This window comes from Streptomyces sp. NBC_01622 (assembly GCF_045209635.1).
Taxonomy (GTDB): domain Bacteria; phylum Actinomycetota; class Actinomycetes; order Streptomycetales; family Streptomycetaceae; genus Streptomyces.
Genome location: NZ_CP109293.1, coordinates 2,127,987 through 2,144,831, shown reverse-complemented (window position 1 = coordinate 2,144,831; position 16,845 = coordinate 2,127,987). Strand labels below are relative to the sequence as shown.

At 73.2% G+C, this 16,845-nt stretch carries 15 protein-coding genes and 1 pseudogene; 11 read left to right on the top strand and 5 right to left on the bottom strand.

The genetic code is table 11. From position 1 onward, the window contains the following. Nucleotides 1–123 precede the first annotated feature (123 nt). From OH768_RS09870 to OH768_RS09855, 4 genes and pseudogenes are all read left to right on the top strand, one after another. On the top strand, nt 124–522 hold the full coding sequence (locus tag OH768_RS09870; protein ID WP_019073017.1) for a 6-carboxytetrahydropterin synthase: 399 nt from the start codon (nt 124–126) through the stop codon (nt 520–522). Then, nucleotides 519–1,703: a glycosyltransferase family 4 protein gene (locus OH768_RS09865; RefSeq protein ID WP_406452119.1), complete on the top strand. Its 1,185-nt coding sequence runs from the start codon at nt 519–521 to the stop codon at nt 1,701–1,703. The genes OH768_RS09870 and OH768_RS09865 overlap by 4 nt, the downstream gene beginning before the upstream one ends. Next, a complete protein-coding gene (locus tag OH768_RS09860) occupies nt 1,700–2,827 on the top strand; it encodes a trans-aconitate methyltransferase (RefSeq protein WP_406452117.1) in 1,128 nt (375 codons plus the stop codon). Before OH768_RS09865 ends, OH768_RS09860 begins: the two co-directional genes overlap by 4 nt. Continuing rightward, nucleotides 2,824–3,906: pseudogene (locus OH768_RS09855) on the top strand (YbhN family protein); the annotation flags it as partial. The gene OH768_RS09860 and the pseudogene OH768_RS09855, both read left to right, overlap by 4 nt. A gap of 146 nt (nt 3,907–4,052) precedes the next feature. Here the strand turns inward: OH768_RS09855 and OH768_RS09850 are convergent. Continuing rightward, the gene (locus OH768_RS09850) at nt 4,053–4,808 is read right to left on the bottom strand and encodes a creatininase family protein (protein WP_406452115.1); all 756 of its coding nucleotides are present in this window, start codon (nt 4,806–4,808) and stop codon (nt 4,053–4,055) included. Nucleotides 4,809–4,846: 38 nt separating this feature from the next. Here OH768_RS09850 and ribA point away from each other — a divergent pair, with 38 nt between their 5' ends. The 5 genes from ribA to OH768_RS09825 are packed head-to-tail and all read left to right on the top strand — an operon-like array spanning nt 4,847 to nt 9,033. After that, entirely contained in the window at nt 4,847–5,509 is a 663-nt protein-coding gene (gene ribA / locus OH768_RS09845; RefSeq protein ID WP_359609727.1) for a GTP cyclohydrolase II, read from the top strand. 33 nt (nt 5,510–5,542) lie between these two features. Continuing rightward, a complete protein-coding gene (locus OH768_RS09840) occupies nt 5,543–5,680 on the top strand; it encodes a hypothetical protein (RefSeq protein ID WP_406452113.1) in 138 nt (45 codons plus the stop codon). After that, on the top strand, nt 5,677–6,822 hold the full coding sequence (locus tag OH768_RS09835; protein ID WP_406452111.1) for an NAD(P)/FAD-dependent oxidoreductase: 1,146 nt from the start codon (nt 5,677–5,679) through the stop codon (nt 6,820–6,822). Before OH768_RS09840 ends, OH768_RS09835 begins: the two co-directional genes overlap by 4 nt. After that, complete coding sequence (locus OH768_RS09830) at nt 6,819–7,886, top strand: saccharopine dehydrogenase (protein ID WP_406452109.1); 1,068 nt, start codon at nt 6,819–6,821, stop codon at nt 7,884–7,886. Before OH768_RS09835 ends, OH768_RS09830 begins: the two co-directional genes overlap by 4 nt. Beyond that, the gene (locus OH768_RS09825; protein WP_406452107.1) at nt 7,879–9,033 is read left to right on the top strand and encodes a saccharopine dehydrogenase family protein; all 1,155 of its coding nucleotides are present in this window, start codon (nt 7,879–7,881) and stop codon (nt 9,031–9,033) included. The genes OH768_RS09830 and OH768_RS09825 overlap by 8 nt, the downstream gene beginning before the upstream one ends. A 15-nt stretch (nt 9,034–9,048) precedes the next feature. Here OH768_RS09825 and OH768_RS09820 read toward each other — a convergent pair whose 3' ends face one another. From OH768_RS09820 to OH768_RS09810, 3 genes are all read right to left on the bottom strand, one after another. After that, on the bottom strand, nt 9,049–10,278 hold the full coding sequence (locus tag OH768_RS09820; RefSeq protein WP_406452105.1) for a serine hydrolase domain-containing protein: 1,230 nt from the start codon (nt 10,276–10,278) through the stop codon (nt 9,049–9,051). 65 nt (nt 10,279–10,343) lie between these two features. Beyond that, a complete protein-coding gene (locus OH768_RS09815; RefSeq protein WP_406452103.1) occupies nt 10,344–11,702 on the bottom strand; it encodes an MFS transporter in 1,359 nt (452 codons plus the stop codon). Continuing rightward, nucleotides 11,699–12,283 (bottom strand): TetR/AcrR family transcriptional regulator, encoded by a 585-nt coding sequence (locus tag OH768_RS09810; RefSeq protein WP_406452101.1) that lies wholly within the window; start codon nt 12,281–12,283, stop codon nt 11,699–11,701. Before OH768_RS09810 ends, OH768_RS09815 begins: the two co-directional genes overlap by 4 nt. A 75-nt stretch (nt 12,284–12,358) precedes the next feature. On the opposite strand from OH768_RS09810, the gene OH768_RS09805 reads away from it, so the two are divergent. Both OH768_RS09805 and OH768_RS09800 read left to right on the top strand, forming a co-directional pair. Beyond that, on the top strand, nt 12,359–12,814 hold the full coding sequence (locus OH768_RS09805) for a PPOX class F420-dependent oxidoreductase (RefSeq protein ID WP_406452099.1): 456 nt from the start codon (nt 12,359–12,361) through the stop codon (nt 12,812–12,814). Between the two features lie 96 nt (nt 12,815–12,910). Further along, on the top strand, nt 12,911–14,977 hold the full coding sequence (locus tag OH768_RS09800; protein ID WP_406465206.1) for a tetratricopeptide repeat protein: 2,067 nt from the start codon (nt 12,911–12,913) through the stop codon (nt 14,975–14,977). Here the strand turns inward: OH768_RS09800 and OH768_RS09795 are convergent. Continuing rightward, nucleotides 14,974–16,740, bottom strand: a complete 1,767-nt coding sequence (locus OH768_RS09795) for a hypothetical protein (protein ID WP_406452097.1) — start codon at nt 16,738–16,740, stop codon at nt 14,974–14,976. The two genes, OH768_RS09800 and OH768_RS09795, sit on opposite strands and share 4 nt — an antisense overlap. Nucleotides 16,741–16,845: the final 105 nt, after the last annotated feature.

Sequence of the window (16,845 nt, the reverse complement as noted above, 5' to 3'; positions counted from 1 at the left end):
CGTCTGACCTGAGAAAAGAGTGAGAGAGGGCTGAACAGGGGGAGGCGTGCAGCCGTACTACACGGCATCCCCCGGCAGGGATCAGCCGGGGGACCAGACGCGCCGCACCTGGAGGGTCGTCCGTTGTTCAGCATCACCGTCCGCGATCACATCATGATCGCCCACAGCTTCCACGGCGAAGTGTTCGGCCCCGCGCAGCGCCTGCACGGAGCCACGTTCCTGGTGGACGCCACCTTCCGGCGCGCAGAGCTGGACGACGACAACATTGTTGTCGACATCGGACTGGCCACCCAGGAACTGGGCGCCGTCGTCAGCGAGTTGAACTACAGAAACCTCGACAACGAGCCCGACTTCGCGGGCGTCAACACCTCCACCGAGTTCCTCGCGAAGGTCATCGCCGACCGGCTCGCCGAGCGGATCGAGAAGGGCGCGCTGGGCGAGGGCGCCCGCGGCCTGGCCGCACTCCAGGTCACCCTGCACGAGTCGCACGTCGCCTGGGCGAGTTACGAGCGTGCCCTGTGAGCGACGTGACCATCGACCGCGCCCCCTCGCTGGGATTCCTGCCCGCACAGCGCGCGGCCTCCCGGAATGCCGAGATCATCCCCATGTCCCTGCGCACCGTGCACTTCGTGATGCCGGGCGGCGTCGACGACCCGGCTGCGCCGAGCGGCGGCAACGCCTACGACCGGCGGGTCAGCCTGGACCTCCCCGGCTTCGGCTGGCAGGTCCACAAGCACGCCGTCGACGGCGAGTGGCCCCGGCCCGGCGCGACCGCTCGCGCGGAACTCGCCCGGGTGCTGCGCGAGTTGCCGGACGGCGCCGCCGTACTCCTCGACGGGCTCGTGGCCTGCGGAGTCCCCGAGATCGTCGTCCCGGAGGCCGACCGGCTCGGCCTGGCCGTCCTCGTCCACCTCCCGCTCGGCGACGAGACCGGCCTCGAAGCCGCCGTCGCCGCGGAACTGGACGCCAAGGAGCGCACGGTCCTGCGGGCGGTGTCCGCGGTCATCGGCACCAGCGACTGGGCGGTCCGCCGCCTCGTCTCCCACCACGGCCTGGCCCCCGACCGGGTCCATGTCGCCACCCCCGGCGCCGACATCGCCCCCCTCGCCTCCGGCACCGACGGCGTCTCCCGCCTCCTGTGCGTCGCCGCCGTCACCCCGCGCAAGGGCCAGCACCGGCTGATCGAGGCCCTGGCCGCAGCGGCCGACCTGCCCTGGACGTGCACCTGCGTCGGCGGCCTCGGAACCGACCCGGAGTACGTCGACCACCTGCGCGGCCTCATCAAGCAGTACGGCCTCCAGGACCGGCTGCACCTCGCGGGCCCGCAGGCCGGCGCCCAGCTCGACGCCAGCTACGCCGCCGCCGACCTCATGGTCCTCATGTCGTACGCCGAGACCTACGGCATGGCCGTCACCGAGGCCCTCGCACGCGGCATCCCCGTGCTGGCCACGGACGTCGGCGGGCTGCCCGAGGCGGTCGGCCGCGCCCCCGACGGCGGGGTGCCCGGGATCCTCGTCCCGCCGGAGGACCCCGCCGCCCTCGCCGCCGAACTGCGCGGCTGGTTCGGCGAGGCGGATGTGCGTCGCCGGCTGAAGGCGGCGGCGCGTGGTCGGCGGGCGGCCCTGGACGGGTGGGCCACCACGGCCCGCAGTCTCGCCGGTGTACTCACCCGGCTCCCCAGCGAATCCCGGAGGGCGGCATGAGGAATACGCAGTCCACGCAGCCCGCGCGGGCCGCTGGAGCGAGCGGCAAGACCGGACGGATTCCGGCGCAGCCGGGACCCAGGGGCGTACCGCTGGGGATGTTGGTGGCCCCGGCGCAGCCCGAGGCGAAGGACGCGACGGCTGACCAGCCGGGGCCGGAGGACGTGATGGTGGGGACCGTTTCAGCCGATGCCGGCGAGCAGGCCGGGCACGGTGCCGTGATCCCCGGCGCCGGACCCGCGACCCGCCCCGGCGAGCGGGCCACCGTACGGCTGCGGGACGTCGGCCCCGACGACCCGCCGCGCTACGCGCCCGAGTGGCTGGAGCTGCGGGAGGGCGCCGACGCCGTAGCGCGGGCACCCGAACTCCTCGACCCGCTGCGCATCCGGCTCGCCAACCTGCCCGGCAGGTCCGGGGTCGTCATCCACGACCTGGGCTGCGGCACCGGCTCGATGGGACGCTGGCTCGCCCCCCGCCTCGACGGCGCCCAGCACTGGATCCTGCACGACCGCGACCCCTACCTCCTGCACTTCGCCGCCGTCGCCTCCCCCCGCGCCGCCGCCGACGGCAGCCGCGTCACGGTGGAGACCCGGCGCGGCGACGTGGCCCGGCTGACCCCGGACGCGCTGGTCGGCGCCTCCCTCGTGACGGCCTCCGCGCTCCTCGACGTCCTCACCCGCGAGGAGGTCGACGCGCTCGTCACCGCGTGTGTCGGCGCCGGCTGCCCCGCGCTGCTGACCCTCTCCGTCGCCGGACGGGTCGAACTCACCCCGGCCGACCCGATGGACGCCGAGATCGCCGACGCGTTCAACGCCCACCAGCGGCGCGACGGACTCCTCGGCCCGGACGCCGTCACCGTCACCTGCGAGGCCTTCGCCGCGCACGGTGCCACGGTCCGCGTCCACCCGAGCGCCTGGCGCCTGGGCCCCGACGACCTCGCGCTGACCGCCGAGTGGCTGCGCGGCTGGGTCGGCGCGGCCGTCGAGGAACGCCCGGAACTGAAGGAACGCGCCGACCGCTATCTGCGCGAACGCCTCGCGGCCTGCGCGGCGGGGGAGTTGACCGTGCTGGTCCACCACAGCGACCTGCTGGCGCTGGCCCGGCCCACAGGGGGGACGTCATGAGCGTCGAGACGATGAGGACGGTCGCACCGCGACCGGGCACCACACGGCGCCGGGTGCGCGTGGAGCGGCCCGCGCCGGTCGCAGTCGAACTGCGCGACCGGGCAACCGTCGAGGAGGTCCGCAGGCGGCCCGCGCACACCCCGCCGCTGCACAGCGCGGCCGTCTCCGGCGACCGTATCGGAGTGATCGTCGCCGCACCCCGGCCCACCGCCGACCGCGCGTCCGGGGCCCGCCGCGTCCTGCGCGCGATCCTGACCCGGGTGAACTCCCGCGCGGTACGCACCCACTTCGGCTCGGTCGCGGGCATCGCCATCCTCGGCGTCCTCCTGTGGCGCCTGGGCACCGGCGTCTTCGTGGACGGCCTGCGCCGCATCGACGCACCGACCCTGCTGATCGGGCTCGCGATCGGGGTCGTCACCACGGTGTTCAGCGCCTGGCGGTGGGCGCTGGTGGCGCGCGGGCTGCGCATCGAACTGCCGCTCGGTCCGGCCGTCGCCGACTACTACCGGGCCCTGTTCCTCAACGCGGCCCTGCCCGGCGGCATCCTCGGCGACGTCCACCGCGCGGTACGGCACGGACAGAGCGCCGGCGACATGGGCCGCGCCGTCCGCACCGTCGTCCTCGAACGCGTCGCGGGCCAGATCGCGCTGGCCGTGGTCGGGGTGGCGGTCCTGCTGGGCCTGGACTCCCCGGTGATGGCCGACGCCCGCAGCATCGCCCCGCTCGTCCTGCTCGCCGCCGTCGGCGCGCTCGCCGTCGTGGCCGCCGTACGGATGAACCGTCCGCCCTCCGCCTCCCGCCGGGGCCGCGCCCTGCGCACCACCCTCGACGAGGTGCGCGCCGGACTCTTCTCCCGCGCCAACTGGCCCGGCGTCGCCCTCTCCTCGCTGGTCATCCTGGCCGGCCACCTCGCGATGTTCGTGGTCGCCGCGCACGCCGCCGGGTCCGCCGCCACCGTCGGCCGGCTGCTCCCCATCGCGGTCCTCGCGCTGGTCGCCATGGGCCTGCCGCTGAACGTCGGCGGCTGGGGCCCCCGCGAGGGCGTCACCGCCTGGGCGTTCGGTGCCGCGGGCCTCGGCGCGAGCAGCGGCCTGTCCGTCGCCGTCATCTACGGCGTGCTCAGCTTCGCCGCCGCCCTGCCCGGCCTGTTCGTCCTGGTCGCCCGCTGGTACACCGGCCTGCGCACCGCCGGGCCCGGCACCGCCGTACCGGACCCGGCACCTGCTCAGGAGTCCGCGGTCAGCAGCGAGAAATACGCGCCGAAGGAATCGGCGAGGCTCGCCAGCAAGGCCTTCCCCTTTTCCGCCGAGCCGAGGGACGGGCGCCCGATGACGCCCGACTCGGTATAGCCGGCCATACCGAGCGTCAGGAGATGGCGACGGTCGTCGGCGACGAAATCGGAGGTCTCATAACCGGGACGGATCAATTCGGGATGAGCGTGCAGAAGAATGGAGGTCTCGATTTCCCCCGCGTGCATATCGGTGAGCAGCGAGGTCAGCACCCCGGCCCGCTCCCGCGCCGCCTCCCAGTCCTCGGCGGCCGGGAACAGCGCCATCCGCTCACCGCGCGCGGAGGACTCCTGAACGACGTTGCCCAGTACATAGTTTCCGCCGTGACCGTTGACCACCACCAGGGTCCCGACCCCCGAGCGGCGGAGCGAGTCCGCGATGTCCCGCACCACCGCATGAAGGGTCACGGAAGAGATGCTGACGGTCCCCGGCCAGGCCGCGTGCTCCTGCGAGCAGGCGATCGTCACCGGCGGGAGCAGGTGTACCGGGTACGCCGCGGCGATCTCCCGGGCCACGGCACAGGCGACGAGGGTGTCGGTCGCCAGCGGAAGATACGGGCCGTGCTGCTCGAAACTGCCGACCGGAAGGACCGCGACCTGTGCTGAGACACCTGCCTCCCTAGCCCGTACGTCCTCCGTGGTGTCCGCCGGCACCAGTCCGTATGCCGCCGTCCGTGAGCCCGAACCATTCATTGTTTCACGGCCTTTCGTCTCTGCTTAGGAACCAGATCATGACAGAAAACATTGGCGTACTCGGCAAGCAGAAGTCCGCGCAGCCCAGGGGCGCGGAACGCGTCGTGAATGCTCCCTTGCCCACCGTGTACGGCAAATTCCAGGCGATCGGTTACCTGGACCACGACCGCGGTGACGAGCAAGTGGCCCTGGTCTACGGCGACATCGGCACGGACGACGTACTCACCCGGCTGCACTCGGAGTGCCTGACGGGCGACGCCTTCGGCTCGCAGCACTGCGAGTGCGGCGACCAGCTGGACGCGGCGATGCGGGCCGTGGTCGCCGAAGGCCGGGGCATAGTCGTCTACTTGAGGGGTCACGAGGGCCGCGGCATAGGCCTGCTCGCCAAGCTGCGCGCGATGGCGCTGCAGGCGGAGGGCCTGGACACCGTCGAGGCGAACCTCGCCCTCGGCCTGCCGGTCGACGCCCGCGACTACGGCGTGGCCGCCGAGATCCTGCACGACCTGGGCGTGGCGAGCGTCCGCCTGCTCTCCAACAACCCGCGCAAACGCGAGGCGTTGCTGGAACACGGCATCAAAGTCACCGAAGAGGTACCGCTGTTGATCCCGCCCTGCGAGAACAACATCACCTACCTGCGCACCAAGCGGGAGCGTCTCGACCACCACCTGCCCCATCTGGACGCGGTGGCGCACTGGTCCTGATTCCGGTGGGCGGAGTCCGGACAGGAAGAGGGAATGACCGACTACGTCCTCTTCCTCTCCGGCGACCGGGTCGCTGAACCGCACGTCCCCCACAACGGCGCCGGACCCGGCATCCAGGACGCTGCCGCGGCCCGGGCCGTCACCGGCGCGGCACAGAAGGAGCGCCCGTGAAGCGTCAGGCCGAGGTCGTCGTCATCGGCGGCGGGGTCATCGGTACCAGCATCGCCTACCACCTGGCCCGGGCCGGCGTCAGAGACGTGGTCCTGGTCGAACGGGACGAACTCGCCGCCGGGTCCACCTCGAAGGCGGCAGGCGGGGTACGGGCGCAGTTCTCCGACGGGCTCAACGTGCAGCTGGGCGCCCGCAGCCTGGAGGCCTTCGACCGCTTCGAGGAGGACACCGGCCACGACATCGGGTTACATCGCGTCGGCTATCTGTTCCTGCTGTCGAGGCCCGAGGACGTCGCCTCCTTCGAGGCGGGCGTCCGGCTGCAGAACTCCCTCGACGTGCCCAGCCGCATCATCGACCCCGCCGAGGCCCGCCGCCTCTCCCCGCTGATCGAAACCGAAGGCCTCATCGCCGCCGCCTACTCGCCCGACGACGGCCACTGCACCCCCGAGGCCGTCGTGCACGGCTACGCCTCCGCCGCCCGCGCGCACGGCGCGACGATCCTGCGCCACACCGACGTCACCGGCATCGAGACCTACGGCGACCACGTCACCGCCGTGATCACGACACTCGGCCGCATCGACACGAACACGGTGATCTGCGCGGCCGGCGCCTGGTCCAGGGCCATCGGCGCGATGGTGGGCGTGGACCTTCCCGTGCAGCCGCTGCGCCGCCAGATCGCCGTCACGGAACCCGTCCCCGGGCTGCCGCCCACGCTCCCCATGACGATCGACTTCACGACGAGCCTCTACTTCCACACCGAGGGCCCCGGCCTCCTCGTCGGCATGTCCGACCCGGACGAGCGTCCCGGGTTCGCCACCGACACCCACGACCGCTGGATCCCGCGTCTCGCCGAGGCCATGCGGCGGCGCGCTCCCGGCCTCCTCGACCTGCGCCGCACCGGCGGCTGGGCGGGCCTGTACGAGAACACGCCGGACCACAACGCCTTGATCGGCGAGGCGACTTCGCATTCCCGCTTCCTGTACGCGACGGGTTTCTCCGGCCACGGTTTCCTCCAGGCGCCGGCCGTCGGCGAGGTGATCCGCGACCTGTACCTCGGCCGCGTACCCTTCGTGGACGTCAGCCCCCTGAGCGCCGGCCGGTTCGCGGCCGACGCCCCGCGCCCGGAGGACAACCTGGTATGACCGAGCTGCATCTGTGGCTGCGCCACGAGACCCGCACGACCGAACGCCGCACCCCGGTCGTCCCCGCCGACGCCCGCCGGCTCCTCGAGAGCGGCGTGACCCTGACGGTCGAGGAGTCCCCGCAGCGGATCTTCCCGGTCGAGGAGTACGAGGCGGTCGGCGCGAAAGCGGTACCGGCGGGTTCCTGGGTGTCGGCGCCGAAGGACGCGGTGATCCTCGGCCTGAAGGAACTCCCGGACGAACCGACGGAGTTGACACACCGTCATATCTTCTTCGGTCACGCCTACAAGGGCCAGCCCGGCGCGACGGACCGGCTGCGCCGCTTCGGCACCGGCGGCGGCGCGCTCCTCGACCTCGAATACCTGGTGGACGACACCGGCCGCCGCCTCGCCGCGTTCGGCTTCTGGGCCGGCTACCTGGGCGCGGCCCTCGCCGTCCTCCAGCACCGGGGCCGACTGGGCGCACCCCTCACGCCCACCTCGAAGGAGGAACTGGACGAGACGCTCCAACTGGCGGCCGGGGACGCGGAGTTCAGAGCGCTGGTGATCGGCGCGCTGGGCCGCAGCGGCCGGGGAGCGCGGGCCGCGTTCGGCGCGGCCGGGATCGAGCCGACGAGTTGGGACCTGGCGGAGACCCAGAACCTGGACCGCCCGGCCCTGTTGGCCCACGACGTCCTGGTCAACTGCGTCCTGGCGACCACCCCCGTCCCGCCCTTCCTGCGCGCGCGGGACCTCGACGACCCGAGCCGCCGCCTCCGCACCGTCTCCGACGTCACCTGCGACGTCGGCTCGCCCCTCAACGTCCTGCCGGTCTACGACCGCACGACCGAATGGGACGCCCCGGTACGGCAGTTGCACGAACGGCCCCCGCTCGACCTCATCGCCATCGACAACCTGCCGTCCCTCCTGCCCAAGGAGTCCAGCACCGACTTCTCGGCCGCCCTGCTGCCCCAGCTCGTGGACTTCGGGACCGGCGGGGCGTGGGTTCGCTGCCTGGATCTGTTCCGCACGAAGGCCCGGGAACTCGGAATCGCCGTGGCGGACGGGGAGTCGGGCCATGTCTGACGTGGTGCGCGCGAGCGGTACCGTGCACTGGATCGGCGCCGGGCTGTCCACGGGCAGCGGGCTCGCCCTGCTGTGCGGCGCGGCCGGCCGGGTAAGGCTGTGGCACCGCACCGAGGACCGGGCGGCCCGGGCCCTCGACCACCTGGGGCTGACGGGACGCGCGCAACCGCGCGCCTTCGACCCCGCCGCGCTCACCGCCGAACTGGTCCCCGGTGACGTCGTCGTCTCCATGCTGCCCGCCCCCGAACACGCCGCGCTGCTGGCCGCCTGTGTCCGGCGGCGGGCCCACTTCGCCTGCTCCAGCTATGTGTCGGACGCCGTCCTCGAACAGGTACCGGCCGCCGAGAAGGCGGGCATCGTCGTCCTCACCGAGGCCGGACTCGACCCCGGTATCGACCATCTCTTCGCGCACGGCCTGATCGCCCGCGCACAGGAGGCGATCGGTGCGGACACGGCGGCCTCCTACAGCCTCACCTCGTACTGCGGCGGGGTCCCCGCGGTGCCCAACGACTTCCGGTACCGCTTCAGTTGGGCGCCCGCCGGAGTCCTGGGCGCGCTGCGGTCACCGGCGCGCTATCTGGAGGACGGGGCGGAGACCGTCGCCGAGCGGCCCTGGGAGGGGACCCGGCCGCATGTCGTCGACGGCGAGACCTTCGAGGTCTATCCGAACCGGGACAGCGTGCCCTTCATCGAGCAGTACGGGCTGCCCGCGGCCTGGCAGCCGCGGACCTTCGTGCGGGGCACGCTGCGGCTCGAGGGCTGGCTGCGGGCCTGGGAGCCGGTGTTCGAGGAGCTGAAGGCGGGCGACGACACCAGGATCGCCGCGCTGGCAAGGGAGTTGGCGGCCGCCTACCCCACCACGGAGGCCGACCACGACCGGGTCGTCCTCGCCGTGTCCCTGGACGTCCGCGGCGACACGGGCCGTACCTGGTCCGGCAGTTACCTCCTCGACCTGGTGGGCGACGAGGAGGAGAGCGCGATGGCCCGCTGTGTCTCGCGCCCCCTGTCCCTCGCCGTCCGTCACATCCTCACCGACGACCTGCCGTCCGGCCTGAACCGGGCGGCCGAGACGGCACCGCGGTCCCGGGAGTGGCTGAGCGAACTGGCGGGGGAGGGGCTGGAGTTCACCCTGCGGGTGGATCAGTGAGCGGGCGGTCGCGGATCAGTCCGTGACCGCCTCGTGCAGCAGCTGCTTCAGCTCGGGCATGATCTTCAGCGAGGACTTCGGCCGCAGCTGGGTCATGAACTGCACGGTCAGGTCCCGGCTCGGGTCCACCCAGAACGTCGTCGTCGCGACCCCGCTCCACCCGAACGTGCCCAGCCCCGCCGGGGCCTGGGTGCGCTCGGGGTCGACGACCACGGAGACACTGAGGCCGAAACCGATGCCGTCGTTGCCCGGCTCCTGGTGGGCGGGGCTGCCGAAGGCGCGCATGTCGGCGCCGCCGGGAAGGTGGTTGCTGGCCATCAGGTCGACGGTCTCGGGGGCCAGCAGCCGGACGCCGTCGAGTTCGCCCCGGCGCCGCAGGAACTCCGCGAACCGGTGCACGTCGTACGGGCTCGCCGCCAGCCCGCCGCTGCCCGACAGGAACCGTGGCCGGCCGCCCCGCAGCGGCAGCCCGAGGATCGGCTCGATCCCGCCGCCGTCGGCGTCGCCGTACAACTCGGCCAGCCGGCCCGCCTTCTCGTCCGGTACCCGGAAGCCGGCGTCCGGCATGCGGAGCGGGCGGAAGATCCGCTCGGCGAAGAACTCGTCGAGCCGCTGCCCGGACACCACCTCGACGACCCGGCCCAGCACGTTCGAGGAGACGGAGTAGTTCCACTGCGTGCCCGGCTCGAACTGGAGCGGCAGGCTCGCGTACACGTCCATCGTCTCGGCCAGGTTGGCACCGGCCGGCACGGACGACTCCAGGCCCGCCTCCCGGTAGAGGGCGTCGACGGGGTGCGAGTGGTAGAAGGCGAAGGTGAGGCCCGAGGTGTGGGTCATCAAGTGCCGGATCAGCATCGGCTGTTCGACCGGCCGGGTCTTCAGGTCGGCGCCGGAGCCGCTGTCGTAGACCCGCAGGTCGGCGAAGGCCGGGAGGTGGTCGGCGACCGGGTCGTCCAGGGAGAGCTTGCCCTCCTCCATCAGGAGCAGCGCGGCGACCGCGGTGACCGGTTTGGTCATGGAGTAGATCCGGTACAAGGTGTCCGGCGTGACGGGCAGCCCGGCCGCCACATCCCGGTGCCCGTGGGCGGTGAGGTGGGCGACACGGCCGCCGCGGGCCACGGACACCAGGAAGCCCGGCAGGCGCTCCACGTCGACGTAGTGGGCGAAGTGCTGGTCCAGGCGGTCCAGCGCCTTGTGATCCAGTCCGACCTCGTCCGGGTCGACCTCTTGTCGCAGCTGTGCCATGGCTCTCCTCCGAATTGCGTTCACGAGGTGGGGTCCCGCATACCCGGCCCCGGACACCTCGGAACTCATCGTCGCGCAGGAACACCTGCGCGGTCTCCTGTAACGCCGTGATGTGTGAGCGACGCGACTGTCCGGCCGGGCAGTACGAGGCACGCGAGAGCACCGGTCAGGGCCAATCCGGCGAGGACGGAGAGGGCCGCCGTGGAGCCGCTCGCGGCCATCAGCGCGCTTCCCGCGGCGATGCCCAGCGTCGGACCCACGTTCACCGCGGTCTGCTTGAGCCCGCCCGCCACCCCGGCGGACTCCACGGCCGCCGCCCGCACCACCACCTGCGTGGCCGCCACCATCACCGTCCCGAACCCGGCCCCCAGCAGGGCGAATCCCCCGCACACCACGACCGTGCCCGAGGCCCGCGACAGCACGAGAACGGCCAGCGCCACGACCACCATCGCCGCTCCGGCGGTACGACGTGCCCCGGCCCGGCGCAGCACCAACGGGCACACGGGTGCCGCGAGGACCATCGCCGCCGCCAACGGCAGCCCCCGCAGGGCGCTTTGGAAGGGGCTGAGCCCCATCGCGTCCTGGAGGACATAGGTGACGACGAACAGCGTTCCGGAGAACGCGGCCGAGGCCGCGAGCAGCATGCCGAGCGCGCCGCGGATCGCCGCCGACCCGACGACGTCCGGCGGCAGCAGCGGCTGCTCCGTCCGGCGCTCATGGCGTACGAAGGCGAAGCCGGCGAGCACGGACACCGACAGCCCGGCGGCCGAACCGCGCGGATCCGCCAGCGCCTGGATGAGCGCGGCGAGGGACAGCGCCAGCAGCAGGGCCCCGGCCAGATCGAACCGCACGCCGTGCGACTCCCGCCGCTCGGGCCCCCGCACGGTGAGGGCGAGCACGCCGAACACCAGCGAGGGCACGACATGGAGGAAGAACACCGCCCGCCAGCCCACCGCGCTCACCAACGCCCCGCCCACCAGTGGTCCGGCCGCCGCGGCCACCCCGATCACACTCGTCCGTACGGCGATCGGCATGGCAAGGCGGTCGGGCGGGAACGCGGCCCGCAGCATGCCCAGCGTGGCCGGCTGGAGCAGCGCCCCGAACACCCCCTGCACGACCCGGAGTCCGATCACCCAGCCGACACCGGGCGCCGGCCCGACCCCGGCCGAGGCGACCCCGAAGCCGAGCATGCCCAGCGCGAACACCCGCTGGTGTCCGTACCGGTCCCCGATCCGCCCGGCCGGCACCAACAGGCTCGCCACGGCGACCAGATACGCGGTGCTCGTCCACTGGACCTGCGCCGGCGACGCCCCCAACTCCCGCTGCAACGTGGGCTGTACGACGGTGAGGACGGTCCCGTCCAGTGCGACGATCGCCGCCCCCGCCACACTGCTCGCCAGGACGAGCCGCCGATGCGCGGTCACCGGGCCTCCTCCGGACCGAGGTGCGCGTCGAGGACGGACCGCAGCAGGGGTACGAAGTCGTCGGCGCCGGTGGCGAGTTGGAGGCTGCCCCAGCGCCAGAGCTGGGCGAGGCCGTGCAGGTTCGCCCACAACGCGCCCGCGACCCGGCGGGCGTCCACATCGGGACGGGCCCGCCCGACCAGGTCCACCAGCACGCCGAACAACGGCAGGCTGGTCTCCCGAAGCCCCAAGTGCCCGCTCTCCAGCAGATCGTGACGGAACATCAGCTCGTACATGCCGGGGTTGTCGAGCGCAAACTCCAGATAGACGCGGCTCAGCGCCGTCAACTGCGCGCGTGGGCTCGCCGTACCGTCCCCGATCGCCCCCGCCGCCCGTTCGCCCAGGCCGGCGAAGCCGCGCCGCGCGATCGCGGACAGCAGCTCCAGATGGGTGGGGAAGTAGCGGCGCGGCGCCCCGTGCGAGACACCGGCCCGCCGGGCGATCTCCCGCAGGGTGAGGGCCTGCGCCCCCTCGCCCGCCACCAGCTCCACGCCGACGTCGACGAGCCGGTCCCGCAGTCCCGCCGCTTCCGAATCGCTCATAGACACTGTCTACCAGTCGGCCGTAGACAGTGTCTACCCGGGAATGGCGGACGCGCCGTGCCCGTTGTCGCAGGTATGACTCAGGACACGACACAGGACGACGCCCCTCTCCTTCAGCTGCTGTCCGACGGCCACGGCGGGGTGCTGGTCACCCTCAAGGGCGACGGCCGGCCCCAGCTCTCGAACGTCAGCCACGCCTACTACCCCGACGAGCGCACCATCCGCGTCTCGATCACCGACGACCGCGCCAAGACCCGCAACCTGCGCCGCGACCCCCGCGCCTCGTACCACGTGACCAGCGCCGACCGGTGGGCGTACACGGTCGCCGAGGGCACGGCCGACCTCACACCGGTGGCGGCGGACCCGCACGACGACACGGTCGAGGAGCTGATCCAGCTCTACCGTGACGTCCTCGGCGAGCATCCCGACTGGGACGACTACCGGGCGGCCATGGTCCGGGACCGGCGGCTGGTGCTGCGGCTGCGGGTGGAGCGGGCGTACGGGATCCCGAAGGGCACCAACCCGGGGTGACCGATCGTCACCTCCCTTCCCCGACGCTAAGGTTGATCCGCAACACGACGGCGTGCGGACGACGGGGGAGTGCACGAGGTGATCGATCCGGTGTCCATGAGCGCCATCGCCGCGGTGTTCGGGGCCGTCGGCTCCGGAATGGCGAGCGAGGCCGGCAAGCTGGCCTGGGAGTCGGCCGGCGGACTGGTCCGCCGCTTCGCCGGCCGCGAGGTGCCCGCACCGGCGACCCCCGACGAACTCGACGCCGTCGCCCGCATGGTCCACGACCGCGTCCACGACGACCCCGAACTCGCCCTGATCTGGACCCGGTTCGCGCGCGGCGTGCGCACCCCGGGCCGGATCACGGGACCGGGACGGCACTGCCTCCCGCCGGCACCCCGTTCCTTCACGGACCGTCAAGAGGCCCTGAAACTCCTGGACAAGGAGGCGACACGCCCCTTCGGCGGACGCCCGCGGCTGGTGCTCCTGCACGGACCCGAGGGCATCGGCACCAGCACCCTCGCCCACCACTGGGGCGCACGGCAGACGGCCCGCTTCCCCGACGGACAGCTCTACGCCGACCTGCGCACCCTCGGCCCCGAGCCGGTCCTGACCACCCTGCTGCGCCAACTCGGCCTGCCCGACGAGGAGATACCGCCCTCGGCCGCCGACCGGGCGACCCTGTTCCGGTCCTCGCTCACCGACCGCCGCGCCCTCGTGGTCCTCGACCACGCCCAATCCGGCGCCCAGGTACAGCCGTTGCTCGCCTCGGCCGCGGACGTCGTCACCCTCGTCGTGGCGCACAATCCCCTCGTCGGCCTCGACGCGTTGCGGATCCCGGTCGGCCCGCTGACCCGCCGGGACGCGAGGCGACTCCTCACCGAACTCGTCGGCAGACCCGCGCTCACCGCCGCCCGCGCCACGCTGCCCGCCGTACTGGACCGCTGCGCCGGCTCCCCCTACGCCCTGCGCGCCGCCGCACCCCGGCTCACCGCCCCACCGCAGCCAACCGCCGGACCGGACACCGACCCGGTGACCTCCGCCATCGAGGACTCGTACCGCCTGCTGGCCCCCGACGCGGCCCGCCTCTACCGCCTGACCGGCCTGTACGACTGGCCCGCCCTCGACGCCGCCGCGGCGGCGCGCGCGGCCGACACCGACGAACCCGAGGCAGCCCGGCTCCTCGGCGAACTGGCCGACGCCCTCCTCGTCGAGCGCACCGACGACGGCCGCCACCGCTACCGGCCCGCCGTCCGCGCCCACGCCGAACGGACCGCCGCCGCCACGGACGGCATCGCCGCGTGCTCCGCCGCCGTGTCCCGCACCGTCCAGCACTATGTGCACCTCGGCCTCGCCGCCGCGCAGGCGGCGCTGCCCGAGAGCTGGCGCGTCCCGTCCGCGGCCACCCCGCTGTCGTACGAGAACCGGGGAGCGGGCGTCGCCGCACTCGCCGCCGAAGCCCCCAACCTGGTCCAAGCGGTGCGTGCCGCCGAGGAGTTCGGCGACTGGGACACCGTCGTCCTGCTGGGCCAGACCCTGTGGCCGCTCCAGCTCAAGGCCGGCCACCACGACATACTGCTGCCCGCGCTGCGCACCGGGGCGCGGACGGCGGACGCCCACTTCCCCGGCACCCGCGGCGCCGGTGCCCTCCATGCCCAACTCGCCCACAGCCTCATGGAGTTGCGGCGCTGGGAGGAGGCGGAACCGGAGGCGCTGGCCGCCGCGCGGGACGAGAGGGCGGCCGGACATGTGCGCGGCCACGCCTCCGCCGTCGAGTTCCTCGGCCTGCTCCGGCTGCGTCAATGGCGGTTCACCGAGGCGTACTCGGCCTTCGACGAGGCCTACGGCATCCTGGACGGCATCGGCCCCGAAGACGAGGGCGCCGCCGATCTGCCGCGCGCCCGCGCCCTGTTGGAACGGCACCGCGGCCGGGCGCTGCGCGGCCTGGGCCGCCCCGCCGAGGCCGTCGCCCGCCTGGAACACGCGCTGGCCTTCTTCCGCGCGAGCGGCGAGGCCTACAACACGGCCCGCACCCTCACCGACCTCGCCGAAACCCGCTTGAACGAGGGCGAGTTCACGGCCGCCCGCGCCCTGATCGACGAGGCGGCCGGCGCCCTGCGCGACGAGAAGGCGGAACAGCACCTGTCGTATCTGCGCCTCCTGCGCGAGCGCTGCGACATCTAGCCGGGGATGACCCGCACCCGGTGCACGGCCCCGCCCGTGTGCACGGTCAGCCCCTGCGCCACGGCCTCGTGCAGCGACTTGCCGGAGGCCAGCCAGGCGTGCAGGGCCGAGGCGCAGGCGACCGGGTCGGCGTCCGACGGCGGTTCGGTCCGCAGGAGCAGCAGGGTGCCGTCCGCGGTGCGGGCCGTGCACGCGCCGGGGTCGGTGACGTAGACGGCGAGGGCGCATCGCGGGTGCCGGGCGAGGACCTCCGTGGTCCAGAGCGCGGGTGACCCGAAGCGCGGATCGTCCGCCGTCCCGTGCCGGAACACCACGTCTGCCAGGGACAGTCGGTCCTGTTCGCGGGTGTCCTCGTGCACCGCCGTGTGGGACTCGCCCGCACTGCCGGGCGCCGGGTGGGGGCCCGCGTACCGGACGACGGAGATCTCGGTGCTGCCCAGCAGCCGGGTGAGCACCCGCAGCGGGACCGTGTGCGCGGCGGGTTCGAACGGCGGGAGCGGGAGCGGTTCGAGCAGCGCGGGCGCGTCCGGTTCGGGGATGCCGATGATGCCGTAGAAGAGGCGCCGGAGGCGGGTGGCCGACTCGCCGGGTACGGAGCTGGTGAAGGCGGCCGGGGTGGGCAACGGGCTGTGGGTGTCGATGAGTCGGGTCAGCTGGGCGCGCAGCGGGAGTGCGGGGTCCAGACGGGGTGCCGTACCGACGAAGGCGTGCACCGGGGCGTCGGGGGCGAGGCCGGCGAGGGGTGCGGCGCCGAGGAGGACGGGGGTGCCGAGGGCGGCGGCGTAGTAGGTCACCGAGCCGTGGTCGCCGATGACCGCGTCGGCGGCGAGCAGTGCCTGGCGCCAGCCGTGCAGCGGGTCGACGAGGGTGAGTCCGGCTCGGCGGGCGCGGTCGAGCCAGGCGCGGATCTGGCCCGGGCCGTGGCCGTACCAGATGTTGGGGTGCAGGACGGCGGCGAGACGGTACTCGTCGACGGGGAGTTCGGAGGTCAGCCGGGGGAGCAGGGACGGCAGCACGTCGTCGCCGGAGGCCGGTCCGTCGCCGAACAGGGACTCCGGGTTCCAGGTGGAGTTGAGCACCACCAGGCGCTGCGCCCGCCCGACGCCGAGCGCCCGCCGGTAGCGCTCCCGGCAGGGGCGCGCCGCGAGCATGCGGTCCCAGCAGGGATCACCGGCCAGTACGGCGGTCGGCGCGGCCTCGGGGCAGACGGCACGCAGCCGTGCCAGCTGCTCGGGGTGCGACAGCACCAGCGCGTCGGCGACGGGACGCCCGCTGTCGTCGAGCAGCCACTCGGGCGACAACCCGAAGACCGGAACCTCGACCTCCGCCGCCTTGCCGCCGGGTGTTGGGTGTTGGGTGTTGGGTGTCCCCAGCCTCTTAGTGTATCCGACACCATGGGACATCACGGCCAATACGCCTGTAAGTGCCCGGAGTTGACCGCCGAAGCTCGCGGAGACGGCCAAGTCGACCGATGTTGACGTCGCCTGTTCCCAGGGCACCACCGGCACCCCCGTTTCGGCGAGCAACTCGGCCACCCCGGCCCGGAACGCCGACGATCCCGTGCACGTGACCAGCAACTGCACCCGGAAGTCGTCGTGGAAGAGCGGCAGTACGTCGAGGAGCCGGGTCGCGGAGGTCACGTTGTGCACGACGAACAGCACCTTGCGACTGCGCCCCCGTGTGGCCCATCGCCCGGCGTCGTCGCCGACCGGCACCCGTATCCACTCGGCCCCCGCCACGTCCCTCGACCACCTTTCGCGCATGTGATCGGGCAACGATAGTCAGCCCCGGGTCCGCGTGCACCGGCCGCCCCTGAAATCGGCCGGTACACGCGGAGACCCCTCCGGGCGGCGCAGGGCCGCGATGCC